The 24,034-nt window shown below is 61.7% G+C and carries 25 protein-coding genes; 12 read left to right on the top strand and 13 right to left on the bottom strand.

Going from position 1 to position 24,034, the window contains the following annotated elements:
- Nucleotides 1-43 precede the first annotated feature (43 nt).
- From AAHM40_RS25550 to AAHM40_RS25540, 3 genes are all read right to left on the bottom strand, one after another.
- Nucleotides 44-880 (bottom strand): bifunctional allantoicase/(S)-ureidoglycine aminohydrolase, encoded by an 837-nt coding sequence (locus AAHM40_RS25550; RefSeq protein ID WP_280283771.1) that lies wholly within the window; start codon nt 878-880, stop codon nt 44-46.
- A gap of 186 nt (nt 881-1,066) precedes the next feature.
- Nucleotides 1,067-1,951: a LysR family transcriptional regulator gene (locus AAHM40_RS25545; protein ID WP_342247194.1), complete on the bottom strand. Its 885-nt coding sequence runs from the start codon at nt 1,949-1,951 to the stop codon at nt 1,067-1,069.
- Between the two features lie 167 nt (nt 1,952-2,118).
- A complete protein-coding gene (locus AAHM40_RS25540) occupies nt 2,119-2,628 on the bottom strand; it encodes a YkgB family protein (protein WP_342247193.1) in 510 nt (169 codons plus the stop codon).
- A 407-nt stretch (nt 2,629-3,035) separates the two neighbouring features.
- Here AAHM40_RS25540 and AAHM40_RS25535 point away from each other — a divergent pair, with 407 nt between their 5' ends.
- The gene (locus tag AAHM40_RS25535) at nt 3,036-3,767 is read left to right on the top strand and encodes a hypothetical protein (RefSeq protein WP_342247192.1); all 732 of its coding nucleotides are present in this window, start codon (nt 3,036-3,038) and stop codon (nt 3,765-3,767) included.
- Nucleotides 3,768-3,833: 66 nt separating this feature from the next.
- On the opposite strand, the gene AAHM40_RS25530 is transcribed toward AAHM40_RS25535, so the two are convergent.
- Entirely contained in the window at nt 3,834-4,067 is a 234-nt protein-coding gene (locus tag AAHM40_RS25530) for a hypothetical protein (protein ID WP_342247191.1), read from the bottom strand.
- A gap of 345 nt (nt 4,068-4,412) precedes the next feature.
- Here AAHM40_RS25530 and AAHM40_RS25525 point away from each other — a divergent pair, with 345 nt between their 5' ends.
- The 4 genes from AAHM40_RS25525 to AAHM40_RS25510 all read left to right on the top strand — a co-directional run bounded on the left by AAHM40_RS25525 (nt 4,413) and on the right by AAHM40_RS25510 (nt 8,687).
- Nucleotides 4,413-5,072, top strand: a complete 660-nt coding sequence (locus AAHM40_RS25525) for a dioxygenase family protein (RefSeq protein ID WP_342247190.1) — start codon at nt 4,413-4,415, stop codon at nt 5,070-5,072.
- Nucleotides 5,069-5,833 (top strand): TIGR01458 family HAD-type hydrolase, encoded by a 765-nt coding sequence (locus AAHM40_RS25520; RefSeq protein ID WP_342247189.1) that lies wholly within the window; start codon nt 5,069-5,071, stop codon nt 5,831-5,833. The genes AAHM40_RS25525 and AAHM40_RS25520 overlap by 4 nt, the downstream gene beginning before the upstream one ends.
- Before the next feature lie 343 nt (nt 5,834-6,176).
- Nucleotides 6,177-8,042, top strand: coding sequence for a multicopper oxidase family protein (locus tag AAHM40_RS25515; protein WP_342247188.1), 1,866 nt, complete (start codon nt 6,177-6,179; stop codon nt 8,040-8,042).
- Between the two features lie 12 nt (nt 8,043-8,054).
- Entirely contained in the window at nt 8,055-8,687 is a 633-nt protein-coding gene (locus AAHM40_RS25510; protein ID WP_342247187.1) for an SCO family protein, read from the top strand.
- A 242-nt stretch (nt 8,688-8,929) separates the two neighbouring features.
- Here the strand turns inward: AAHM40_RS25510 and AAHM40_RS25505 are convergent, their stop codons facing one another.
- Nucleotides 8,930-9,859, bottom strand: a complete 930-nt coding sequence (locus tag AAHM40_RS25505; RefSeq protein ID WP_342247186.1) for a MurR/RpiR family transcriptional regulator — start codon at nt 9,857-9,859, stop codon at nt 8,930-8,932.
- A 160-nt stretch (nt 9,860-10,019) separates the two neighbouring features.
- Entirely contained in the window at nt 10,020-10,793 is a 774-nt protein-coding gene (locus AAHM40_RS25500) for an ABC transporter substrate-binding protein (RefSeq protein ID WP_342247185.1), read from the bottom strand.
- 409 nt (nt 10,794-11,202) lie between these two features.
- On the opposite strand from AAHM40_RS25500, the gene AAHM40_RS25495 reads away from it, so the two are divergent.
- The 6 genes from AAHM40_RS25495 to AAHM40_RS25470 all read left to right on the top strand — a co-directional run bounded on the left by AAHM40_RS25495 (nt 11,203) and on the right by AAHM40_RS25470 (nt 16,850).
- Nucleotides 11,203-12,969, top strand: a complete 1,767-nt coding sequence (locus AAHM40_RS25495) for a cyanophycinase (protein WP_342247184.1) — start codon at nt 11,203-11,205, stop codon at nt 12,967-12,969.
- Between the two features lie 88 nt (nt 12,970-13,057).
- Complete coding sequence (locus AAHM40_RS25490; protein ID WP_342247183.1) at nt 13,058-13,381, top strand: hypothetical protein; 324 nt, start codon at nt 13,058-13,060, stop codon at nt 13,379-13,381.
- Nucleotides 13,382-13,752: 371 nt separating this feature from the next.
- Complete coding sequence (locus AAHM40_RS25485) at nt 13,753-14,274, top strand: chalcone isomerase family protein (protein WP_342247182.1); 522 nt, start codon at nt 13,753-13,755, stop codon at nt 14,272-14,274.
- A 54-nt stretch (nt 14,275-14,328) separates the two neighbouring features.
- Complete coding sequence (locus AAHM40_RS25480; RefSeq protein WP_342247181.1) at nt 14,329-15,030, top strand: SDR family NAD(P)-dependent oxidoreductase; 702 nt, start codon at nt 14,329-14,331, stop codon at nt 15,028-15,030.
- A gap of 111 nt (nt 15,031-15,141) precedes the next feature.
- Nucleotides 15,142-16,683 carry a cryptochrome/photolyase family protein gene (locus tag AAHM40_RS25475; protein WP_342247180.1) on the top strand — a complete coding sequence of 514 codons (1,542 nt, stop codon included), beginning with the start codon at nt 15,142-15,144 and terminating at the stop codon, nt 16,681-16,683.
- Nucleotides 16,680-16,850, top strand: a complete 171-nt coding sequence (locus AAHM40_RS25470) for a DUF2256 domain-containing protein (protein WP_342247179.1) — start codon at nt 16,680-16,682, stop codon at nt 16,848-16,850. The genes AAHM40_RS25475 and AAHM40_RS25470 overlap by 4 nt, the downstream gene beginning before the upstream one ends.
- Here AAHM40_RS25470 and AAHM40_RS25465 read toward each other — a convergent pair.
- The 7 genes from AAHM40_RS25465 to AAHM40_RS25435 all read right to left on the bottom strand — a co-directional run bounded on the left by AAHM40_RS25465 (nt 16,800) and on the right by AAHM40_RS25435 (nt 22,791).
- Nucleotides 16,800-17,288 (bottom strand): DUF2878 domain-containing protein, encoded by a 489-nt coding sequence (locus AAHM40_RS25465; RefSeq protein WP_342247178.1) that lies wholly within the window; start codon nt 17,286-17,288, stop codon nt 16,800-16,802. The genes AAHM40_RS25470 and AAHM40_RS25465 overlap by 51 nt on opposite strands.
- A gap of 8 nt (nt 17,289-17,296) precedes the next feature.
- Nucleotides 17,297-18,559 carry a cyclopropane-fatty-acyl-phospholipid synthase family protein gene (locus tag AAHM40_RS25460; RefSeq protein ID WP_342247177.1) on the bottom strand — a complete coding sequence of 421 codons (1,263 nt, stop codon included), beginning with the start codon at nt 18,557-18,559 and terminating at the stop codon, nt 17,297-17,299.
- Nucleotides 18,534-19,346, bottom strand: a complete 813-nt coding sequence (locus tag AAHM40_RS25455) for a DUF1365 domain-containing protein (protein ID WP_342247176.1) — start codon at nt 19,344-19,346, stop codon at nt 18,534-18,536. The genes AAHM40_RS25460 and AAHM40_RS25455 overlap by 26 nt, the downstream gene beginning before the upstream one ends.
- Nucleotides 19,343-20,590, bottom strand: a complete 1,248-nt coding sequence (locus tag AAHM40_RS25450) for an NAD(P)/FAD-dependent oxidoreductase (RefSeq protein WP_342247175.1) — start codon at nt 20,588-20,590, stop codon at nt 19,343-19,345. The genes AAHM40_RS25455 and AAHM40_RS25450 overlap by 4 nt, the downstream gene beginning before the upstream one ends.
- Before the next feature lie 3 nt (nt 20,591-20,593).
- The gene (locus tag AAHM40_RS25445; RefSeq protein WP_342247174.1) at nt 20,594-21,349 is read right to left on the bottom strand and encodes an SDR family NAD(P)-dependent oxidoreductase; all 756 of its coding nucleotides are present in this window, start codon (nt 21,347-21,349) and stop codon (nt 20,594-20,596) included.
- A complete protein-coding gene (locus AAHM40_RS25440; protein ID WP_342247173.1) occupies nt 21,346-21,768 on the bottom strand; it encodes a nuclear transport factor 2 family protein in 423 nt (140 codons plus the stop codon). The genes AAHM40_RS25445 and AAHM40_RS25440 overlap by 4 nt, the downstream gene beginning before the upstream one ends.
- A 267-nt stretch (nt 21,769-22,035) precedes the next feature.
- The gene (locus tag AAHM40_RS25435) at nt 22,036-22,791 is read right to left on the bottom strand and encodes an SDR family NAD(P)-dependent oxidoreductase (RefSeq protein WP_342247172.1); all 756 of its coding nucleotides are present in this window, start codon (nt 22,789-22,791) and stop codon (nt 22,036-22,038) included.
- 235 nt (nt 22,792-23,026) lie between these two features.
- Between AAHM40_RS25435 and AAHM40_RS25430 the strand changes: the two genes are divergently transcribed.
- On the top strand, nt 23,027-23,914 hold the full coding sequence (locus AAHM40_RS25430) for an AraC family transcriptional regulator (protein ID WP_342247171.1): 888 nt from the start codon (nt 23,027-23,029) through the stop codon (nt 23,912-23,914).
- Nucleotides 23,915-24,034 lie beyond the last annotated feature (120 nt).

The raw sequence follows: 24,034 nt of genomic DNA, 5'->3' as shown, positions 1-24,034 counted from the left end.
CCACACCCCCCGCCGGCCGCTTTGGGGCCCCCGTCGAGGTGGATCAGTGCGGCTGGTTGAGGGTCAGGCGCATGTGGCGGTTCACATCCTTGTAAAGCAGGTAGCGGAAGCGACCCGGGCCACCGGAGTAGCAGGCCTGCGGGCAGAAGGCGCGCAGCCACATGAAGTCGCCGGCTTCCACCTCGACCCAGTCCTGGTTCAGGCGATACACCGCCTTGCCTTCCAGCACGTACAGGCCGTGCTCCATCACGTGGGTTTCGGCGAAGGGAATCACGCCGCCCGGCTCGAAGTTGACGATGTTGACGTGCATGTCATGACGCATGTCGCTCATGTCGACGAAGCGGGTAGTGCTCCAGCGGCCTTCGGTGTCGGGCATCACCTTCGGCTCGATGTCCTGCTCGTTGGTGACAAAGGCTTCCGGCAGCGGTACGCCGTCAACTTTCTGGTAGTGCTTGCGAATCCAGTGGAAGCGCGTGTGCTGGCCGGAGGTATTGCGCACCTTGTAGTCGGCGCCCGGCGGAATGAAGGCATAGCCGCCCGGCTGCATGGTGTGCACCTGGCCCTGCAGGGTCAGGCTCAGCTCGCCCTCGACAATGAACAGCACGGCTTCGGCGTTGACGTCTTGCTCGGGCTTGTCGCTACCGCCGTTGGGGGCGAGCTCGACGATGTACTGGGAGAAGGTTTCGGCGAAACCGGAAAGCGGGCGGGCGATGACCCACATGCGCATGTTGTCCCAGAAGGGCAGGTGGCTGGTGACGATGTCACGCATCACGCCCTTGGGGATAACGGCATAGGCTTCGGTGAACATCGCGCGGTCGGTGAGCAGCTCGGTCTGTGCCGGGTGCCCGCCGTGCGGCGCGTAATAGGTGGATTTGGCCATGGGGTACTTCCTCATTGTTGTCTTTCTGCCTGGCGCGTGGCGCCAGGGCGAACAATTCGTGCAGATCGGTGCGCCACCGGGGCGCTGGCCGTCGCTGGGAACCAACATATCCAGCAGCGCATTCATGCACAAATTAAATGTTGAAATCCGCCATATTCATTTCTCGAATGCGAAAGCGGCCGCTGCTCAGGCCCGTGTGTCCTGGGCCAGAACTCGCGAAAGCACGCGGGCGAGTTCCTTGACCATCGGGTCCGCCGCTGGGCGATGGAGCAGGGCTACTTCGAAGACATCGACCGAGGGCAGCCCGGTGTTTTTCGCCACCACCGCGTGCCCCGCCGTGACCGCCCGCAGCGGCAGCAGACCGATGCCCATGCCGTCCGCAATGGCCGACTGGATGCCGCTGAGGCTCGAACTGGTGAAGCTGATGTGCCAGCGCCGGCCCACGGATTCCAGGGCACTGATCATCTCATCGCGGTACACCCCGCGCGGCGGGAAGGTGACGATAGGCAGCGGGTCGAGGTCGATGCAGGGGTTGTTGGCGCTGTCCACCCAGCGCGTTTTCTCCGGCCAGCAGGCTACCGCTTCACGGCTGTTCTGACGCTGTTTGAGCAGCACCAGGTCCAACTCGCCACGGTCGTAGCTGGCAGAAAGATCGCGGCTGAGCCCGCTGGTGACTTCCAGCTTCACCTGCGGGTATCGCCGGTTGAAGGCCGCCAGTTGCTCCGTGGTGCGTCCGCTGGCGAAGTCATCCGGCACGCCGATGCGCACCGTCAGCGCCACCGTGGCACCGGAGAGTGCTTCGACCATCTCGTCGTTCAACGCCAGCAGACGCCGCGCGTAGCCCAGCAGCGTCTCGCCGGCGTCGGTGGGTAACACATCGCGGTTGCCACGCTCCAGCAGGCGATGCCCGGCCATCTCTTCCAGGCGGCGGATCTTCTGGCTGATGGTGGATTGGGTGGAATGCAGGCGCGTTGCGGCGGTGGTGAAACTGCCGCAGTCAGCCACCGTGACGATGGCTCTCAGCAGGTCAAGGTCGAACAGTCGGCTATTCGATTTGTCACTTTCGCTCATGGCGGAATCTATTTTATGAATGACAGTTCCGCTTTTAGCAGCTCAACTTCGCTCCGGCAATTTACTTCGTGCCGAGTTTCCGGAGGGCAGGTGAATGGGGGCGGTTCTCGGGGGAAACAGAGAAGGCCTGGGGCTCCTTGGTGCCCCAGGCCTTGGTTCCGGCAAGCTCAGCGGGATTCGATCCTGGACAGCGAATGGCCGGCCACGAAGATGGACGCGGCGAGCAATCCCAGGTCCTTGAGGAGGAACTGTCCCGGTGCCACGCTGATGCCGGGGAATCCCACGCTGGGTTCGATCACACCAGGGGTCGAGAACATGAAGCTCAGCGTGGTGAAGAACAAGCCGGCGGAGAGGGCGCCGCCCACCAGCGAAAGCTTTGGCGACAGCAAGCGTCCCGCAATCAGCAAACCGATGGACACTTCGAGGAACCCGAGCAGGGTAGAGAAGGTTCGCACGCTGAACAGGTCATAGAGCCAGCCCAGCAGCGGGCTGTTGCTCACGAGTGGTACCAATCCTTCTGCTTCGTACTGCGTGAACTTCATGCCGCCGAACCAGAAGTAGATGACGGCGAGAGCGAAGTAGGCGCCGTAGATGCCGACCGCCGTGATGGAGGTCCCGAGTGACAGTTTGTTCGGCAGGGTGTTCTTGGTTTGGTGGGTGATTTCAATCGTGTTCATGATCTGGCTTCCCGTAATTTGGCTAAGGGTCGTCCCGGCGAATCCGATTGAGTGGCCATGGGACGAGGGTTCAACGTGCAACCTGCGTGAGAACAATCGAGTCGTTGTTCCGTGCCCCTCACGCCAGGGGCCATCAGTTTTCGATCTCATTCGAGCCGTTGATGAGTCATCTCCTCGTAATCCCCCGCGGGCTGCGTGGGGTGTGGAGATAGTGTTGCCGCATGCACTTGGCCTTTGGGTACAGAACGTATGAAGTTCGATGCAGATCGTCTAAATCCACCGGCAACTGCACCGGCCACTTGGCACGAAGCACCAGCCGACAGCGCCACTGGCGCAGTACCCGGCTCTGGGCTTGGCTTTCCAGTAATGGGGCCGGCGGGTCGGCCCTCTTTGAGAGGATCATTGCCATGAACGGGCCGAGCGGCGAACTGCTGGAGCGGGTATTGATGGCCCATGGTGGGTCGGAGCGCTGGCGCGCATTCGGCAGGGTGAACGCCAGCATCGTGACTGGCGGCTCTCTGTGGGGCATGAAGGGGCTGACCCAGGACAGCAATCCACGGCAGATGACCGTCTGGCTGCATGAGCAGCGCGCATCGGTGATGCCATTCGGCGCCCCGAACCAGCGTACGGCTTATTCGCCCGACCGGATCGCGATCGAAACCACTGAGGGGCACGTGGTGGCGGAGCGGCAGGACCCAAGGGCGTCTTTCCGCGATCACGACGAAACGTCGCCCTGGGACCCGCTTCATCGGGCCTACTTCAATGGCTACGCGATGTGGTCATACCTGACCATGCCATTTCTGTTCACGCTGCCAGGGGTAAGGGCCGAAGAGATCGCTCCCTGGGTGGAGGACGGCCAGCGCTGGCGGCGCTTGCGGATGCACTTTCCCGAGAGCGTAGCCACCCACTGCCCGCTGCAAGACTTCTATTTCGACGATGATTTCCTGCTGCGCCGACACGACTACAGCGTCGACGTAAGCGGCGGCTTACCCGCCGCCCAGTACGTCCACGACTATGTCGAGAATGGAGGACTGCGCATGCCTGGCAAGCGGCGGGCCTATCGCCGCGACGCGAACAACCGGGCGATCGAGGCGCAACTACTGGTCAGTATCGATATCAGCGACCTTCGTTACTCCTGATGCGGTGCCCTCATCACGCTGACCGCATCGAGCAAAGCCCGTCCCTTCGACTGGCGCTGACACGGGTCAGAAGTCGACGTTCTGATCCCAGGGGTCGCTGCTTTTGCCCCGTCTATTTCCCTGCCTGCGGTCTTGCTCGAAGCGGATCGTCCGGCGGCGGTCACAGGCCTTGCGCCGATCACCACCGCCGCGCGTATCGATCTGGAAATTGGCCCGATCGGGAGAGGATGGCGCCTTTCCGACCAACTCCATCGGTTCCAGACTGAATGATTCGAGGTTCAGCTCATCGTTTGCTTTCATGGCATTACTCCGGTGGGCCGGCCTTTCTGGGCTTTACGCAGTACCCAGAGGGTAGATCGGGGCCGGGTGCCGTTCCCGAAAGGAAGGGGAGCGATGGTACGAGCGGACGATTGGGTTTACCGACGGACAGACAGGCGCCCGTCGTTTGCGCCGTCAACTGTCGCAGGTGGCGGCGCTCGTAGCTGTGCGAGAACAGCGTCATTGCCAGGTGGCGACTGACCGGTCTGGCGGCGCGCTGGCCAGTGCCTAGACTTTCCATGCACGCACCTCGCCGAATGTGCTGACGGCGGGAAGTCTGGCGTGCCGTCATTACTACCACCGGGCGCAAACCGGGAGGAGGCGGGCGTGAATGAATATCCAAAGGCAGGCATCTCGCGGCGTCATTTCCTCGGCGGCGGCGCAGTCCTTCTGGGCGGCGGGCTGCTGGCGAGGTCCGCCTTCGCCCAGCAAGGCTGCCTGGTGACCCAGGGCGACATCCTCGGCCCCTACTACCGCTTCGGCGCGTCGTTCCAGTCGCGGCTGGCTGGCCCCGAGGAGCCGGGCGAGCGTCTGGTGGTGACTGGCACGGTATTCAGCGCCGATTGCCGCACGCCCATCCCGAATGCCCTGGTGGAGGTCTGGCAGGCCAACGGCGCGGGCCTGTACGACACCGAGAAGCCCGGCAATTACACCGACAAGGGCAACTTCAAATTGCGCGGCATGCTCTATACGGACGCGCAGGGCAAGTACCGCATCGAGACCGTCATGCCCGGCCGCTACCCCGTGCCGCCAAATCTGCCGGGGTTGGAAAAGTACGGCGGGATCATGCGCCCCGCACACATCCACTTCCGAATCATGGAATCGCTCCATGTGCCGGTCACCTTGCAGCTCTACTTCAAGGGCGACCCTTTCATCGCCGGGGACCCCTGGGCCCATGACCGCACCACCAACACCATCGAGCTGGAGCAGGACGGCGAGCTTCGCCGTGGCGTATTCGACATCGTGCTGGCGCGGGGCTTCGGGTGAACCCCAGCACCGCCGTGCAGGCCGTGTTGCTCGATATCAGCGGCGTGCTCTGTGACGGCGACCAGCCTATACCCGGTGCCGTGCAGGCCGTGCGTCGGTTGCAGGAAGAGGGCTACCCCCTGCGTTTGCTCACCAATACCTCGCGGCAGAGCCGGGCGGCCATCCACAGGCAGCTCACCGCTATGGGCTTCGACGTTCAGCCGGAGCAACTCTTTACGGCGCCCAGGGCGGTGCGCCGCCACATAGAAGAAGAGGACTTACGGCCGTTCTGTCTGATTCATCCAGGGCTGGATGAAGAGTTCGCCGAATGGCTCGACACCGCGGAGCCGGATGCAGTGGTACTGGGCGATGCGGAAATGCGCTTCGACTACCAACGCCTGAATCGCGCCTTCCAATTGCTGATCGAAGGCGCGCCGCTGATCTGCATGGGCGACAACCGTTACTTCCGTGCCCAGGGCGCCTTGCACCTGGACGCAGGCCCGTTCGTGCGCGCCCTGGAATACGCCGCCGGCACCACCGCGTTGGTGCTGGGCAAACCGTCCGCGGCCTTCTTCAGCAGTGCCCTGGACGACATGGGCGCAAGCGCCGGCAAGACCCTGATGATTGGCGACGACGTGGTGGCCGACATACTCGGCGCGCAAGCTGCCGGCCTGCACGCCTGCCTGGTGCGGACCGGCAAGTACCGACCGGGTGATGAGACCCGGGCCGCCGAGGCCTGGGTAGCCGCCGATCTGGCTGAGGCAGTGGCGCGGCTCGGTTGATTTCGGCGAGTGCATCCTGTGCAGTCCTTTCGTCCTCCGACAACTCTCCAGGGTCGTAACCCGGGAGAATGGTTCGTCATTAAATTGACTTTATTCTTGTTTGATATTTTTACCTTCTATAAGTAGTTGATTTGTTGCTAAGTATTGCGTGGTGGCGTATTGCCAGACGAATGGGCTGCTTACTTTTGAAAACCGGCTTTTACTAGAAGAAGCGACATCATTCGCTCAACAAGAAGCGATTGTGCGGTAGTCAGATTTGGCGCCGGGGAGAGGACATTCAATTAACCGTGGCTAGGGCGGTTTGAGATGGCATGCGTTGAGGATGGGGTGATGGAACTACCAGATGCGAACCCGCAAGCGGAGCACTGAAGAAGAACTATCCAGCAAGCAGAACAACAGCGACACCACACGGCGAACGTTCCTGAAGTTTTCAGCGGCGGCCCTGGCTGCGCCCTGGCTCCCGTCGAGCAAGCCCAGCCAGGCCGTCGAATGGGTCACCACGCCGCAACCGATCTTTCCACCCAGCCCGACGACCCGGCCCTGGATGGAGGAGCTGCCGCAGGTCATCGTTCCGGTGGCGTATACCGACGCCTTGGTCCCGCCGCCTACCATCGAGCCCAACACCAAGGCGGGAGAGGCGGGGCGTGACGCGCATCAGCGTTACGAGGAGCTGACCGGCGCGCGGGGCGCGCCGGAGCTCTACGAGCTGCGCGTGGTGCAGAATGCAGAGTGGGTGACGCACCCTGACCTGCCTAAACAGAAAGTCTGGGCGTATCGCGGCAGCAATCCCGATGCGACCGTCCCGGCGACCATCTTTGCCCACTACGGTGCGCCGGTGATCTGTCGAATCTACAACGACCTGCCGCCCGATCACGTCGGTTTCGGTACGCCGGAAATCTCAACGCACTTGCACAACGCACACACCCCCTCGGAGAGCGACGGATTTCCGGGTGACTACTACAGCATCAATGAGGCGGGGCCAACGCTGAACCGTTCGGGCTCGGAGCAGGGCAGGGGGACGTTCAAGGATCACTTCTACCCCAATATCTATGCTGGCTACGATGAGTTGCAAAACGGTATCGGTGACTATCGGGAGGCGTTGGGAACGCTCTTCTATCACGACCACACGCTGGACTACACCGCGCCCAACGTCTATCGCGGGCTGATTGGTTTCTACCTGCTGTTCGACCATATCGATTCAGGCGATGAGCGCGATCCGCGCCCGGGCGCCCTGCGGCTTCCCAGTCATCCCTACGACTACCCTCTTGCATTCGGTGATCGGCGTTTTACGCCGATGCCCGACGGGCAGCTGTTCTACGACCAGCTCCATGCCGAGGGTGTGCTGGGTGACAAGGTGGTGATCAACGGCAAGATCGAACCGGTGCTGCGGGTCGCGGCCCGCAAGTACCGCCTGAGATTGCTGAACAGCGGCCCCAGCCGTTTCTACGACCTTTACCTGGTGAATTCACGCAATGCGGTTCAGCGATTCACCTACATCGCCAACGACGGCAACCTGCTTCCCGAAGCGCTGTTCAACTTCACCCACGTCCGGCTTGGCGTGGCCGAGCGAGCCGACATAATCGTCGACTTCTCGAAATACCCCATTGGCACCGAACTCTACCTGACCAACCGGCTGCGCCAGGAGAGCACGCGCAAGCCCAAGGACTCCAGAGCCCCTGGCACCCGCGTGATGAAGTTCATCGTCGATCGCCATCCGCCTGAGCAGGACCTGAGCCAGGTGCCCCGATTCTTGCGCCCATTGCCGGATATGCCGTCGCCCGAAGAGCTGAAGCGGTTGCCGGTTCGGCGTTGGGAGTTCGATCGGCGCAATGGGTTGTGGCAGGTCAATCGGCAACTGGTCGATGTCAACCGGCCAAGGGCGCGGGTTCGCCAGGGGAGCGCGGAAATCTGGGAATTCGCCAGCACGGGAGGCGGGTGGTCTCACCCGATTCACTCGCACTTCGAGGAGGGGATCATGCTCAAGAAGTTGGTCGATGGCGTCGAAGTGCCGATTCCATTGCACGAGCGAGGTCGCAAGGATTCCTTCGTGCTCGACCAGACCATGACGATGGTCGTGCTCTTTCGCTTCCGGGATTTCAAGGGCAAGTACGTCATGCACTGTCACAACGTGATCCATGAGGACCACGCGATGATGATCCGCTGGGACCTGGAAGGTGATGAAGATGACAACGAAGAGCCGAGTGCCTAGGAGTGTCGAGCCATGAATACGAGAAGAAATCTGCTGTTGAGTGCCGGGCTCCTGGGTGTGGCCGGAGTGGGGGTTGCGCTCGGGTTGGGCGCTACTCAGGGAGCGCGTGCGGATCGCCCCAACCGCACCGCCAGTCAATTGCCCAACGTGATGCTCACCAATCATTACGGCAAGCGTGTGCGCTTCTACGATGACCTGATTCGCGGGAAGGTCGTGGCGATCAACATGATGTACACCTCCTGCGCCGGCATCTGCCCAACCGCTACCGCCAACCTGATACAGGTGCAACGACTCTTGGGCGCTCGCCTGGGGCGGCAGGTGCATCTGTACTCCATCACCCTGGCGCCCGAATTGGATACCCCGCACACCCTTCGTGAGTACGCTGAGCGACACGGTGTTCGGCCTGGCTGGATGTTCCTGACCGGAGCTCCCGCAGATGTCGAGCAGGTGCGATTCAGCCTGGGTTTCTATGATCCGGAACCGGAAGTGGACCGCGACAAGAACTCCCACTCCGGCATGTTGCGCATCGGCAACGACCGCTTTGAGCGCTGGACCATGGCGCCGGCACTGGGCTCACCTGAGCAGATCCTGGGTACCATCGATCACGTTGACCCGGAGTTTTCCTATCGACATCGAGCGGTGTAGCGTTCGGCATCCGAGCCCTTTATCCAGGCAAGCTAAACGGGTGCCTCATCCGGCTGGGTCAAGTCATTCTCGTATCCGGACCGGAGAGCTGGCGGGTGGGCGGAATACGCCCCCTCAAAGCCAGATGTTGTCAGCAGGGTCTCACGGCTCGGTCCCGGAACTTGTGGTCAGGTAGTCAAGAGTTGTGGGCCCTCGTTCCGGTTGACATCCCCGGCTTAGGGAATGTGCCGGCGATGCCTGGGCTAGCGGTCCGACTTGCGGGTTCTTGCGGCTTTTCTCGGTCGGTCTCTGGGGACGTGCAGGTACGACATGACGCTTTCGGTAAGCTCAGCCGCCAGCTTCACGGCTTCTTTGTTGCGTGTCATCACCGCGGCAACCAGGCTCTCGACAACAGCCAGCACGGCTGCGTTCGAGCTGATCAGAACGGGGTGTTCGGCAGGCGCAAACAGCACGTGCTCGGCAAGTTGCACCAGAGGGGAGGCCGGAGAGTCAGTGATGGCCAACACACGGGCTCCGCGCTCGTTGGCAAAGCGCGCAAGCTGGATGGTGTCCAGGGAGTAGCGGGGTAGCGAGATTGCCATGAGCACGTCGTTCTCGGTGATTGCCGCCAGTCGATAAGCGGCATTCTCATTCCCGCCTTCCATGCTGATGGCTGTAGCGTCTGGGCAATAAGGCATCAGATTGGCTGCAGCCAGGCCAGCCAGGTACGCGCTATTGCCGAAGCCCAGGATGTAAATGCGGCGTGCTTCGCTGAGGCAGTCGACGAAGGCGTCGAAAGCTGCCGGGCTGTTGCTACTGACGGCTGCACGAAGATTACCTTCCGCAGCCTGCATCTGCTCATGCAAGCCGAAGGAGCCGTCCGGGCGCAGGGCCAGTTCCTGCCGCAGCTTATCCACCGGCGATACCAGATCTTGCAGTGTGTTGACCAGGGCTGTCTTGAGCGCGCTGTAGCCGCTTAGCTTCAGGGCGCGAGCCAGTCGATTGACCGCGGCTGCCGAGGTTGCGGTTTCCTGTGCAAGCTCTTCAATCGTGAGGGTTGCGGCTTTGAGCGGATGACGCAGGATGAAGTCGGCGACTTTTCGCAGCGAGGGCTGCAGATCGGGGGAGGCCGACGCCAGCTTGCGCATGACGGGGGAGGTATAGACAGACAGGTCTCGCGGCGCTCGGGTCATGACTCTGAGAGGGTCCTTATGGCCAGGTGCGCCAGTTTATGTGATCGCTGCGTGAGTGTGGAAATTGCCATGGCACCATCAACAGTGCTCATTTCACTTTTCCTGGCCAAGCCATGCTGTAAGGAGGTACCCGGACGAAACGGGCACCTCCGATCTGCGTTTACTGGCCGTAGATGTCGTAGCTGAAGTATTTGCCCTGGATTTCCTGGTACTTGCCGTTGGCACGCAAGGTCGCGATTGCATTGCTGAACTTATCAGCAGTTATCGCATCACCCTTGCGGACGGCGATGCCTGCGCCATTGCCGAAGTACTTCGGATCGTTGAAGTCCGGACCGACCAGCGCGAAGCCCTTGCCGCTGTCGGTCTTGAGGAAGCTCTCGCTGATGTTCACCACGTCCGCCAGGGTCGCGTCAATGCGGCCGGAAACCAGATCGAGGAATGCCTCGTTCTGCGAGCCGTAGCGAACCACCTCAATCCCAGCCTCCGCAAATTTGTCGCTGGCGTAGCGGTCATAGGTCGATGCGCGCTGCACTCCGACCCGTTTGCCCTTCAGATCCTTGATTGGGTCAACTACGTCGCTTCCCGCCTTCATCACGAGCTTGCCGGGGGTGTGGTAGTACTTCTTGGTGAAATCGACCGACTTCAGGCGGTCCGGTGTGATCGACATCGAAGACAACACGGCGTCCACCTTTCGCACCTTGAGCGAGGGAATCAAACCATCGAAGGACTGTTCGACCCACTCGCATTTCACGTGCATTTCCGCACACAGGGCGTTGCCAATGTCGTAATCGAAGCCGCTTAAGCGTCCATCCTCGGTCTTGAAGGCGAAAGGTGGGTAGGCGGCCTCGATCCCTATCCGCAGGGCATCCTGTGCCTGGGAGAGCGTGGCGCAAGCCGAGAGCGCCAGGGCGCCAAGTAGAGCGATCTTGTTCAATTTATTACTCCAGTTCGTGCGGTGGTGGTCCGGGCGGAGCGCTTTGTGTCCTGGTCTGAGAGCGACTGAGCGGCATCCAGCGTCTTCCGTTATGGGGCGTGTGGCGATACGTCGTCAATGAGGCGAATCGCTTCGATTAGGCTAATTTGTGATTTAAATAGTGTCAATTGGTTGAGAGTGGTTCTTCTTGCGTCACCCTTGTCGTGTATGTGTCCTCAGGTCCCCATATCTTGGGGTTGATGAAACGCATGACGGGTCTGGATGTGGATTTCCAGCAAGAGATTTCAGTGCCTGTGTGTGAAGCAAAATATTTCATGAAAATGTTTACATGAAATAAAATGAGTCATAGAGTTTTTGGCGGGATGCGCTCCCAGGGTATCCATCAGAACAAGAGCAACAAGAGATGAGAATGCGGACCAAACCTGGCGCCTTGATTGCTGCGCTTTTGCTTGCTGGACATTGCGCGCCGACCCTTGCCGAGGGGCACTTGATAGCTGTCGGAGGCATGCTCAGGGCGAGTAACGTTCAGGTTTACGAGAAGTTCATCGAGCTGGCCGGGGCGCGCGATCGATCACGCATCGTCATTTTTCCCACCGCCAGCGGCAGCCTCAGCTCCAGTAAGCGCTTTCAAAGTGAGTTGCAGGCTCTTGGCGTCCCGCCCGAGCGGATCAGCATCGTCGGTATCGACAAACAGAACTACCCGCGCACGATGAATGACCCGGCGGTGCTTGAGCCGCTCTCCGAGGCAACTGCCGTATGGTTCGTTGGTGGTGATCAGGCGCGAATCGGCCGTGCCCTCTACAACACTGACGGCAGTGAATCGAAGACACTTCAGGCAGTGAGAGCCGTTTTCGACAGGGGAGGCGTGGTGGCTGGCACGAGTGCCGGGGCCAGTGTCCTGGGCGAGACCATGCCGACTGCCTACGGCGAAGTAATGGACACCCTCGATTTTGGCGTCGCGGAGCAGGCTGGTCAGCGCGGCACCGCGTTATTGAAGGGCGCAGGTCTGTTCAAGGCCGGAATCATTGACCAGCACCTCGACCAGATCGAGGAGACTAGTTCTGGTCGTGCAGCACGAATGGCCAGCTACCTGATTGGCCAGAAAACCGCCCGAGGATTCGGCATAGACACCAACACCGCCGTTTGGGTGCAGCCTGGTGGCCGATTGCAAGTGATCGGAGAAGGCTACTTGACGGTCATGGATGCCACTCAGGCGCGCAAGGAATTCGGAACTTATGGCACTCGCCTTTCTGGCGTGCGATTGGCGATGCTGGGTCACGGGGACGGCTACGACACCCGCAGCGGTAAAGTGATGCCGGCCGAAGGCAAATCGGAAATCGCGGTTGGCCAGGAGTACCTGAACGGTAATCAACTCATCACCGACCTTTCCGCGGTTTCCGCCATCTCCCGAGCGGTGCTCTACGGACTTGCAGATAACACCGCAACCCGCCAGTTCGGGCTGATGACTCGCTATAACCTCGCAAGTGGTTACCACTACGGCTATCGCTTCAAGTTCAGTGAAGCGGAAGGCTTCAAGGCATACAGCCGGATCCAGGACTCACTGACCAGCTACACGGTGCAAAACGTCGGCTTGGAGATTGAACCGGTAGATTCCAACCTTCGTGATCCGGCTTACAGCAGTCCGCAGGATGCAGCGGCGAGTCGCTGGCCGAATGCAGTTCGTGCCGTCAGCTTCCGTGGCCTGATGACCAGCAATGCCGAGAATCGCTTTGAGCCCAAGCGAGCCATGTCGCGCTTCGAGTTGGCCAATGCCTTGCAGATGACGGTGGCAGCAGAGCCGGTGCTGGACAAGCTGCCGAAGCTTGAGGATATGCCTTACGACCATCCACTGCGCCAGCATGTAGACGTTGCCGTCTCCAACGGATGGCTGACCGCCACCAGGCGTTTTGACGGTGAACGTGAGGTAACGCGTGCTGAGTGGGCCGTAGCCTGCAAGGCCCTGCTTGATGGGTTCTCCAAGTCGCGCCTGCAAAAACGCGCCGAGATGCAGGATCTGGGCGGAATCGATCCGATCGCCGCGGAGGCAGCATCGTTGCTGGTCGGTGAAGGCTGGATGACGTCCAACCAGGGATTGTTTCAGCCGCACAAGCGTGTGACTCGAGAAGAGGTCGCGTTCACCCTCGCTCGTCTAATCGGCCTCGAGAAGGTTCGTTAGTTCCCGGATGCATTAATCACCTCATCCTGCCGCGACAGGGCGGGGCAAGTGTCATTCGCCTTTTGGAAAGTGAGTCGAGATCGTAGCCATGCAACTGACGCCCCTTGAACTGTTTGCCTTGGACAAGCTTCTGGATGATCAGGAGTCGGTCGTGCTTGCCCTCCAGAGTGCCCAGGCCAAGGTCGTGGAACGGGTTGAAACGCGTGCCGGTTTCTACTCGGTGATCGAGTTGGATCAGCCGCTAAGCGGTTTTGGCCGATTGGTTGAGCGGGAGTGGCGATTCCGCATCAGGAACAAGGGCTCGGGCGGGTACTTCGTTTGCTGGCCGGATGGTGAGTCCAGCCTGTGTCTGGAGGCTGTTCTTGGCAACGGGATGCCTGTGGCGATGCTCGCACCGGAACTTCTGGTCTAGAGAACCTGCATGCAGCTCAACCCGTCGGGCGCGGGCTCAGGCACAAGCATTCGTGTCTGAGCTCGTTACGCATTGGGGGCTCGACAGCCTTACGCCTGACCCAGCAGCGCCTCGATCAGACCGGGTGTCGTCCATGGCTCGGCTGGATTACCGGCGCCGGGTTACCTGCTGACTCGGGACGGTTTCATCCGGTATTTCACTCGCGATCGGATGCTTGGTCGGTTGCGAGCAGGCAATCACTGGACCGCTCAGCCTGATAGCGCTATAAGTTGTACGTATTGTGCTTTTGTACAATTATTTTGGCGAATTTCATCTACTGGCAGAGGAGTCGCAAGGTGCCACTTGGCTGGCTGCTCGAACGTGGGTGTCCCATGATGATTAGCCTGACCTTGGCGCTGTTGCTGAGCACGTCAGCGGCTCTGGCGGACTGGCGTGACGACTTGCCAGGGGCGCGACCTGTTGGCACTGGCCAGTTCACGTGGTTCGGCTTTGAAGTCTACGAAGCGAGACTCTGGAGCCGGGACTCGAGCCCAACCTTGGATCAGCCTTTCGCCCTGGAGCTGACCTACCGCCGTGAGCTCAAGCGTGACGCCTTGGTCGAGACCAGCCTGGACGAGATACGCCGACTCGGTGGTGAAAGTCTCGACCAGAAGCGTTTGTCACGCTGGGCGTATGAAATGCGTGAAGCCTTTGTCGATGTGGCTCCTGGCCAGAGCATCACTGGCCTGTACTTGCCTGGCCGGGGGTGTCGCTTCTATGTCGATGGGCAGTTGAGTCGAGAGGTGGAGGACCCCGATTTCGCCCGCGCCTTCTTTGCCATCTGGCTGGACCCGCGCACTCGCAAACCCGAGCTGCGACGCCGACTGCTTGGCCTTGAGGTCGCTGCCGAATGAATCGCTTGCCCAGCAGGCCCGTGCTGCCACTCCCTATCAGTTTGTGCCAGAGAAATGCTCAGTCTTCAGTCGATGGATGATGGTTACCGTGCCTTGGTCATTGGCGCGAGTGGCGCATTGGGGACCGCCTTCTGCGAGCGACTGCGCGAAGACCCACGCTGCGCCACCGTGCGCGAGCTGGGGCGCGCAAGCACGCCCAGGATCGATCTGGAAGATCCGGCGAGCATTGCTCAGGCCGCCGCCGAGCTTTCAGCCGAGGGGCCGTATCAGTTGATCCTGCATTCAGCCGGCCTGCTGCACCGTTCTGGCCTACAGCCGGAAAAGTGCCTGGCCGCTCTTGAGGCAGATGCCTTGCACGCTGTGTTTCAAGTCAATGCACTCGGGCCGGCACTGGTACTGCGCCATTTTCTGCCGTTGCTGCATGCAAGGGGCACGATGGCGTTTCTTTCGGCGAAGGTGGGGAGTATCGGCGACAACCGCCTGGGAGGCTGGTACGCCTACCGTGCCTCCAAGGCGGCGTTGAACATGCTGGTGAAAACCGCTGCCATCGAGTTGGCCCGCAGTCGACCCCAGGCGTGTCTATTGAGCCTGCACCCGGGTACGGTGATTTCCAGACTGTCCGAGCCGTTTCGAGGCGCGACGCTAGCACGTCCGGCGCAACAGGCAGCCGCAGATCTGCTGAGCCTTATCGACCGCCTTGGGCCTGCTGAGAGCGGGGGGTTTTTTGCCTACAACGGCGAGCGCCTACCCTGGTGAGCGTGGAAGGAGCATGAGCCTGAAAGCGCTGGCCAGGTCGAGGCCTTGCGAGCCGGAGACGCTGTTGCTGGCTACCGGTTGCGTTCTTGCGCTGCAGCAGGCGGTCTGCCTATGACGATGCCCGCCCGCCGCCTTGGCTTGGTGCTCGGCGACCAGCTGTCGTTCGATCTGAGCCTGTTCGACGCCCTGGACCCCCGGCAAGATGTATTGCTGATGGCTGAGGTGTACGCCGAAGCGCGTTACGTTTCTCACCACCCTCAGAAGATCGCTCTGATATTCAGCGCCATGCGGCACTTCGCCGAGGCGCTGCGCGAACGCGGCTGGCATGTGATCTATGTGCACCTGGACGATGACGGCAATAGCGGCAGCCTGCCGGGGGAGCTGTGTCGTTGGATGGAGACGTTGGGAGCCAGGGAGGCGCATATCACCGAGTGCGGTGAATGGCGTCTGGAGCAGTCGCTCAAGGACTCCGGCCTGCCGCTGGTGTGGCACCCCGACCGACGCTTCCTGTGCTCTCGACAGGCGTTCGCACGCTGGGCCAGCGGCCGCGAGCAGTTGCGGATGGAGCACTTCTACCGCGGGATGCGCAAACGTACCGGCCTCCTGCTGGAACCAGACGGCAGTCCGCTGGGCGGCACCTGGAATCTCGACGCGGAGAACCGCAGAGCGTTGCCGCGTGGCCTGCGTGGCCCGTTCCCCACGAGCTTCGAAGCGGATCCGATTACCCGAGAAGTGCTTGCGCTGGTCCGGGCGAGATTCCGCGACCATTACGGCAGCCTGGAGTCTTTCGACTACCCGGTGACCCACGCCGACGCACAGATACTGTGGCAGCACTTCCTCGACTTCTCCCTGGCCGCCTTTGGCGATTTCCAGGACGCCATGGCCACCGGCGAGCCATTTCTGTTTCACGCGAGAATCAGCGCTGCGCTGAATATCGGCCTGCTCGATGTGCGCCAACTGTGCGCGGATGTTGAAGCGGCCTACCGCCGAAAGCAGGTGCCGCTGAATGCCGCCGAGGGATTCATTCGCCAACTCATCGGCTGGCGCGAGTACGTGCGGGGTATCTACTGGCTGCGCATGCCCGAATACGCCGAACTCAACGCATTCGGTAATCTCCGCCCGCTGCCGGAGTTCTACTGGACGGGCGCCACCGACATGCGCTGCATGGCCCAGGTGATTGGCCAAACCCTCGAGTTGGGTTACGCCCATCACATCCAGCGACTCATGGTGACCGGCAACTTCGCGCTGCTCGCCGGCATCGCCCCCAAGGCCATCTGCGAGTGGTACCTGGCGGTCTACCTGGATGCCTTCGACTGGGTCGAACTCCCGAATACCCTTGGTATGGTGATGCACGCCGACGGCGGATACCTTGGCTCCAAGCCCTATTGCGCCAGTGGCCGCTACATCCAGCGAATGTCGGACTACTGCAAGGGATGCCGCTACCGGGTTGACGAGGCCACGGGGCCGCAAGCTTGTCCTTTCAACGCGCTCTACTGGCACTTCCTCATGCGCCACCGTGATCGCCTGGGGGAAAACCCGCGTCTGGCCATGGTTTATCGCAATTTGCTGAACATGGATGAAGCGCGCCGCGAGGCACTCTGGTTGCGCGGCGAGCAACTGTTGGCGCGCCTGGATATCGGAGAGGCCCTGTGAAGAAAGCTGAACTGCCGAGCAAGGTGTGCCCGGTCTGCGGCCGCCTGTTCTGCTGGCGTAGGCGTTGGCTGCGTTGCTGGAACGAGGTTCGCTACTGCTCCGAGCGTTGCCGTCGCTCAGCGCGTGCCCGACAGGCGGAATGCCAGCGGCATCCAGGCCACCCATAGCGGAGCCAAAACCAGCGCCGTGCCGACAATGCCAAGCGGCAGTGAAACGTCAGCCAATGGCGCGCCTGCGCAGTAGGCCAGTGGGCCGCCGATCCCCCCGAGTAGCATGCCGCGCCAGGCTGGCCGCGCTGCCCAGGCCAGGCTGTGGCGCAGGCCGCAGGCAAATACCAGCCAGAGCAGGACTAGCCAGAGCGGAAGAGGGAACTGGCCGAAGTTGAACACGCCCAACGCGCCAAGCACCGTGTCCATCGCACAGCCACCCAGGGCCACGCGCAGCAATGCGCCAGCCTCCGCCCGTGGAAAGGGGCACAGTGCCAAATGCGCGACCAGCCCGGCGGCGACTGCTAACAACAACCAGGAATTCTGTGCGCCGAGCACGCACCCCCACCAGCCCAGTTGCACCCAGAGCGCGTTGCCCAGCAGCCAGGCCCGGCCCATGAGTCGGCCTACAGCCGCTCCAGTAGGGGAGCGCTACGAGAGGCCGGGCCTGCCCAGAGCAACTGGGCAACGCCAATGGCGCGCTCTTCGAAGCCGCCTTCGCAGTAGCACAGGTAGAACTCCCAGAGGCGCTGGAAGGTCTCGTCGTAGCCGAGCTCCAGCAAGGCCTGGCGTGATTGCCGGAGGTTGTCGTGCCATAGCCGCAAGGTGCGGGCATAGTGCAGGCCGAAGTCTTCCATGTGCAGAAGGTTGAGCTGAGTCTCGGCGCTGGCCGTCTGCAGCATCTTGGTCAGCGAGGGCAGGGCACCGCCGGGGAAGATGTAGCGCTGGATAAAATCCACCGAGCGGCGCGCTTGTTCGTAGCGCTGGTCGCGGATGGTAATGGCTTGCAGCAGCATCAGGCCGTCTTCCTTGAGTAGCTCGGCGCAACGACGGAAGTATTCGGGGAGGTAGCGATGGCCGACCGCTTCGATCATCTCGATGGAAACCAGCTTGTCGTATCGCCCTTCGAGATCGCGGTAGTCCTCGCGCAACACGCGGACGCGTTGCTGCAGGCCCTGGGCCTCGACACGCCTCAGGGTGTGCGCGTACTGCGCCTCTGAAAGGGTGGTGGTGGTCACCTGGCAGCCGTAGTGGCTGGCTGCGTAAAGCGCGAGGCTGCCCCAGCCGGTACCGATCTCCAGCAAGTGGTCGCCTGGGCGCAGGTCGAGCTTGCGGCAAATGCGTTCGAGCTTGTTCAACTGAGCCGCTTCCAGGTCCTGATGGGCGCTTTCGAACATGGCGGCGGAGTACATCATGGTGGGGTCGAGCAAGCGTTCGAACAGAGCATTGCCCAGGTCATAGTGCGCCATGATGTTGCGGCGCGAGCCGCTTCGGTTGTTGCGATTGAGCCAGTGCAGCAATCGCAGGGTCGGGCGGCCTAGTCGCGCCAGGCCGCTCTCCATGGCGTCAAGCACGGCAAGGTTGGCGACGAACAAACGGGTCACTGCAGCCAGGTCAGGGCTGCGCCAGTAGCCCAGGATGTAAGACTCGCCAGCGCCTATCGAGCCATTGCTGGCAACCAGCCCCCAGACTGCGTCGTCCAGGACCTCGATTTCGGCCTGCAGCAAGCTGGTTGGGTCGCCGAAACCCAGTTGCTCACCGCGAAACAGAATCCGCAGGTGGCCATGGCGCAGGCGACGCAGTTGCGCGAGGACGGCCTGCTTGAACAGGCCGCCTGTTAGCGGGCCGAGGTAACCGGCTTTGCTAACGCTCAGAGTGGGATCGGGCATGCGTGGAGTCCTCGTTGGTGGGGTGGCCGACGCTCAGATGGCGCTCGCTGGCCTGGTGATCGTGCAAGGGAGTGCCTTTGAGCAGCAGCCGCAGGGCCTGCCAGTAGATGGCGGTCAGGGTGCGCAGGGACATCCACGGGAAAGCCAGGACGTGACGGCGCAGCCCTGTGGCGTCGAGTGCCTGGCGCTGCAAGCTGAGGTTGGCCTCGAACAACTTTTGCCCATCGCGCCAGTTCTCCATGTGCACGCGAAGGTGCGAGCCCTCAGCCAGGAAACGCATGCGGTAATCCATGTCCTGTGACAGGAAGGGCGAGACGTGGAAGGCCTTGGCCACCCGAAACTCAGTTGCCTCTCCGGGGTGGACCGGCAGCACGTAGTGGTGACGTTCCCGCCAGGGTGTGTTGCGCACCTCGCAGAGAATCGCCGCCAGCCGCCCTGTGCCGTCATGGCAGAAGTAGAAGCTCACCGGGTTGAACGACAGGCCCCAGCTGCGCGGCTGGGTCAGCACGTGGATGGCGCCCTCAGGGGGGGCGCCCAGCGCCTCGCGGAGCAGCCCCCGCACGGCCTCGGCCAGGGGAATGCCAGCGCGAGTCCAGGCTGGCAGGTAGTCGCGCTCACGCCAGCACAGCGGCGCCAGGTGCCAAGGTCGCAGAAGGTGCGACATGTTCAGCACCTGCTCTTGTTCCGCAAGGTCCAGGTAGAGCATTCCGATGGGATAGCGGAAGGTGTGCGGGCGGGGCGTGAAGCGCCGATGGCTGACCCAACCGCGACAGAGGCTGCTGTTCACAGCGTTTCACCGAAATGGGCGGCGACCTTGAGTGCGCTCACCACGCCATCTTCGTGGAAGCCGTTGCCCCAGTAAGCTCCGCAGAAGTAGCTGTGCTGCTGGCCCTGCAGGCTTTCCTGGCTGGTTTGAGCGGCAATCGCCGCGTGGCTGTACTGGGGGTGTGCGTACTCGAAACGTGCCAGCACCTTGGCCGGGTCGACCGCTGCGCCCTGGTTCAGGCTGACGCAGAATGTCACCGGCGCGTCCAGGCCTTGCAGGATATTCATGTTGTAGGTCAGCGTGGCCGGAGAGCCCGGTGGGCCACCCAGCCGATAGTTCCAACTCGCCCACGCCTTTTGCCGCCTTGGCAGCAGGCTGTCGTCGGTGTGCAGGAGCACCTCATTGCAGGCGTAGGTCAAGGCGCCAAGTACCCTTCGCTCATTCAGGCTTGGGGCCTCGAGCAGGGCCAGGGCCTGATCGCTGTGGCAGGCCAATACCACCTTGTCGAAGCGCTCCCATCCCGTAGCACTGAGCACGCGCACGCCGTCGACGCCCCGGCTGACTTGCTGCACCGCACAACCAAGCCGCAGGCCTGTCCGGAAACCGGCGCATAGCGGCTCGATGTAGCTGCGCGAGCCTCCCTCGATCACCCGCCACTGCGGGCGATCGCTGATCGAAAGCAAGCCGTGGTTGTGGAAGAAGCGCACGAAGAACTGCAGCGGGAAATCAAGCATCTGTGCCCGCGACATCGACCATATGGCCGAGCCCATCGGAACGATGTAGTGCTCGATGAAGCGCTGCCCGTAGCCCCGCATCTGCAGGTATTCACCCAGCCGGGTGGCGGGGTCGATGCGCTGTTCGTGCAGGCCGGCCGGCGCCTCGCGGTTGAAGCGCAGAATGTCGCGCAGCATGGTCCAAAAGGCAGGCGACAACAGGTTGCGGCGCTGCACGAATAGGCTGTCCAGATCGCGGCCGTTGTATTCAAGGCCACTGGCCGGATCATGCACCGAGAAGCTCATTTCGGTAGGCCGCGAGGCCACGCCCAGTTGCTCCAGCAGGCGGATGAAGTTCGGGTAGGTCCAGTCGTTGAACACGATGAAACCGGTGTCCACTGCATAGCGTTGACCCTGCCATTCGACATCGACGGTATGGGTGTGGCCGCCGACCCAATGGGAGGCTTCGAACACCGTGACTTCATGGCGGCGCGCCAGCAGGTGTGCGCACGTGAGTCCGGATATGCCGCTACCAATAATTGCGATGCGCACGATTCAGTCCATTTGTTGAGGGCGTGCCAGACGTCGTCCCAGTGCCAGGCGCCAGCGCACCGGAAGGCTGCCGAACAGGCGAATGGCAAGGATGAAGGGCTGCGGGAAGTTGATCTCAAGAGGCCGATTCCGCAGGCGAGTAGCTATTCGTCTGGCTGCGCGCTGTGCTGACCAGCACATGGGCATGGGAAAGTCATTGCGACGAGTGAGCGGGGTGTCGACAAAGCCGGGGCTGACCAGGGTTACGTCGATGCCTTCGGCGGCAAGGTCGATGCGCAGGGACTCGATGAGATAACGCAGCGCCGCCTTGGACGCGCCGTAGGCGCCCGCACGCGGTAGGGCCAGCCAGGTCACCGCGCTGCCAATGACAACAAGATGCGGGCGCCTGCCGCGGCGAAGCAGAGGCAACGCCGCCTGTACGCAGTGGCTGGCGCCGAGCAGGTTGGTGCGAACCACTCGCTCCACCAACTCAGAGTCGAAGTGCCCCGGCTCCAGATATTCGCAGGTGCCGGCATTGAGGATCACCAGATCCAGGGCACCCCACGTGTGTTCGATGTGCCGGCCGATCTCTGCGACCTGCTGCCATTCGTTGATATCCCCTGCTACAAGCAGAACCTGGCTGGGAAAGCGCGCTGCCAGTGCCTGTAAAGGCACAATCTGACGGGCACTCAAGGCCAGTTGATGGCCCTCTTCGAGCAGGATTTCCGCCAGCGCTGCCCCTATGCCGCTGCTGCCGCCAGTCAGCCAGATGCGGCTCATGCGAGCCTCCGCTTGAGCCACGCAATCAGCCGCCCCATCAAGGGCAGGTGTTCGTAAAGGAGAGCCCCCGCGTCGAAGTAGTCGTGGTGCAGGTAAACCCGCTCCTGCCAACGCAGGTAGCTGCAGCCCTCCAGCTGGATCACTTCACCCCCGGCCAAGCGTGGGTGACGAAAGCGAAGGGTCCAGCGGAGGTAGCCCTGATCGGGGCCTGTTTCATCGAAGCCCTCGAATTCGTAATGCAGATCCTGGACGCCGGCATACATCTGCCCGAAGTACTGTCGAAGCGCGGGGAGGCCATTCAGGCTGTGTAGCGGATCACGAAACTGCACATCCGGCGTGTACAACTCCTCTAGCGCACCCAAGCGGTTCGCATCCAGCGTGGAGAAGGATTGCGCAAAGCGTTGCAAGAAAGCTGACATTCCGGTGCTCCTGAATATTTGTACATCATGTGATGTTTGTACAATATTTTAGGAGCGTAACGCTAAATTTGTACAAGTCAACGTGCTTTGTAAGAGGCCGGCGTGTTGATGATGTGGATGACTCTCTCCCGAGCCCGCGAAGCAGGTATGGCGGAGGAACGAAGCCCAACGATCCGTCAGGAGCGCTGGACCTCGCTTCACTCGGACCCACCTACGGGGGCACCGATTGTCCTTGGCGGCGCCGTGGCACGATGGACCCAGGTCAGTTCAGATGGCCTGGCCGCCCGACACTTCGATTCGCTGAGCGGTAACCCAGCGATTGTCTGGGCTCAGCAAGCTCGCCACCATCGGGCCGACATCATCCGGCACACCTACCCGGCCCAACGCCGTCATATCGGCGAATTGCTTGTTCAGGTCAGGGAGGTCGCGCACCGCGCCACCCAGGAAATCGGTCTCGATGGCTCCGGGAGCCACAGTGTTTACCGCAATGCCACGGCTGCCGAACTCCTTGGCCATATAGACCGTGAGGACCTCGACTGCGCCTTTGGCCGCCGAATAGGCAGAGAAGCCGGCGACCGATACACGGGTCAGACCTGACGAGAAATTCACGATTCGCCCACCATCCTCGATCAGTGGGAGCAGCGCCTGAGTCAGGAAGAAGACGCCTTTCACGTGTGTGTTGAACAGCGCGTCGAACTGCACTTCGGTTGTGTCGGCGATGGACGCCATCTCGCCCTGGCCGGCGTTGTTGATGAGGTGGTCAAAGGTGCTGCGGCTCCAGGTGGTGGACAGTGCCTCGGCAACGGCGTTGGCGAAGGCCGCGAAGGACGAGATATCAGTGACGTCCAGTTGCAGCGCTACCGCTTTGCGCCCGAGCGCCTCGATCTCGGCGACTACGGCTTTGGCTTCCTCGGCGCCTTTTCGGTAGGTAAGGATGACGTCGCCGCCATGGCGGGCGATGCTGACAGCGGTGTTGCGGCCAAGGCCACGGTTGGCGCCGGTGATAATCGAGAGGGTGGTCATCGGGGGTCTCCTAGGGTGGACGTTGCAGGTGCTGCAACTATGGGGAGCGATGACCTTTCCAGGTTGCGTGATTATCGCGATCTCTTGCCTATTAATACGAGACAGAACTGGAACACCAAGAAAACTCGCGTATTTCAAGAAGACCTAACAACTTCATTTGCCTATTCCTCTTTTGTTGTTGCCAATTCTTCCGGTTCGTATTGATCTGTATCGACTTACCGGCAAGATTCCACCCATGACGAACGCTCTGCTCGAAGCCGCACGCCGCTATGCCGACGCGAACCACAGCAATGGAGTCGCGCAGACGCCATTTCCCGGACTGGTCATCCTCCGTGAGACGATGCCCACACCTCTGCAATATGCGATCTCGAAACCGCTGGTTGCCCTGGTGCTTCAAGGGGGTAAGCGGGTCGCGATGGGCAACAGCACCTTCGATTTCAGTGCAGGTGAGTCGTTGCTGATCACGACCGATGTGCCGACGGTCAGCCAGATCACCCGGGCCTCCCTCGGCGAGCCGTACTACTCCTTCGTCGTTGAACTGGACCCTGCGTTGATCGAATCACTTGTGGTCGAGATGGGGGCGGCGCCGTTTTCCATTGGAGCGCCAGTCCGGGTGGATCCAACTGACGCGGAGGTCGCGGACGCGGCGCTTCGCGTGCTTCGCCTATTGGAACGCCCCGCTTCCGTTCCGGTGCTGGGCAAGCAACTACTGCGCGAACTGCATTACTGGTTGCTATCGGGCAAGCACGGCAGCGCGATTCGCTCACTTGGGGTCACCAACAGCCATGCCCAGCGTGTCGGCCGCGCAGTTGCCAGGATCCGTGCCGACTTCGCCAAGCCATTACGACTGGAACAACTTGCAGAAGCTGCTGGAATGAGCATTTCCGCGTTCCATGCCCACTTCCGCGCCATTACCTCGCTGACCCCGCTGCAGTTTCAAAAGCAGCTGCGGCTGATCGAAGCCAGGCGCTCCATGCTTGAAGGCACTGCGATCAGCAAAGCCGCGTCCGACGTGGGATACGAGAGCGTCCCGCAGTTCACCCGGGAATACGGTCGGATGTTCGGCACCTCGCCCGCCAAGGACATTCGCGAAACCAGGGCGCACCTGCAGACCTCGACCTGATGCTCTGCTAACGCAACGGGGCTGCCCCTGACGAGCAAGGGGCCGCGCTTCTGGTACGTGGATTTGCCGTGGGTCCTTGGACGGTCGCAATCGGCGCATGATGTCTGCGCCTGGTTCACC

The sequence above is a fragment of the Pseudomonas sp. OTU5201 genome (genome assembly GCF_038440135.1).
Classification (GTDB): Bacteria; Pseudomonadota; Gammaproteobacteria; order Pseudomonadales; family Pseudomonadaceae; genus Metapseudomonas; species Metapseudomonas resinovorans.
Note: the sequence above shows the minus strand (reverse complement) of the source record. Positions and strands in the feature narration are given on the sequence as shown.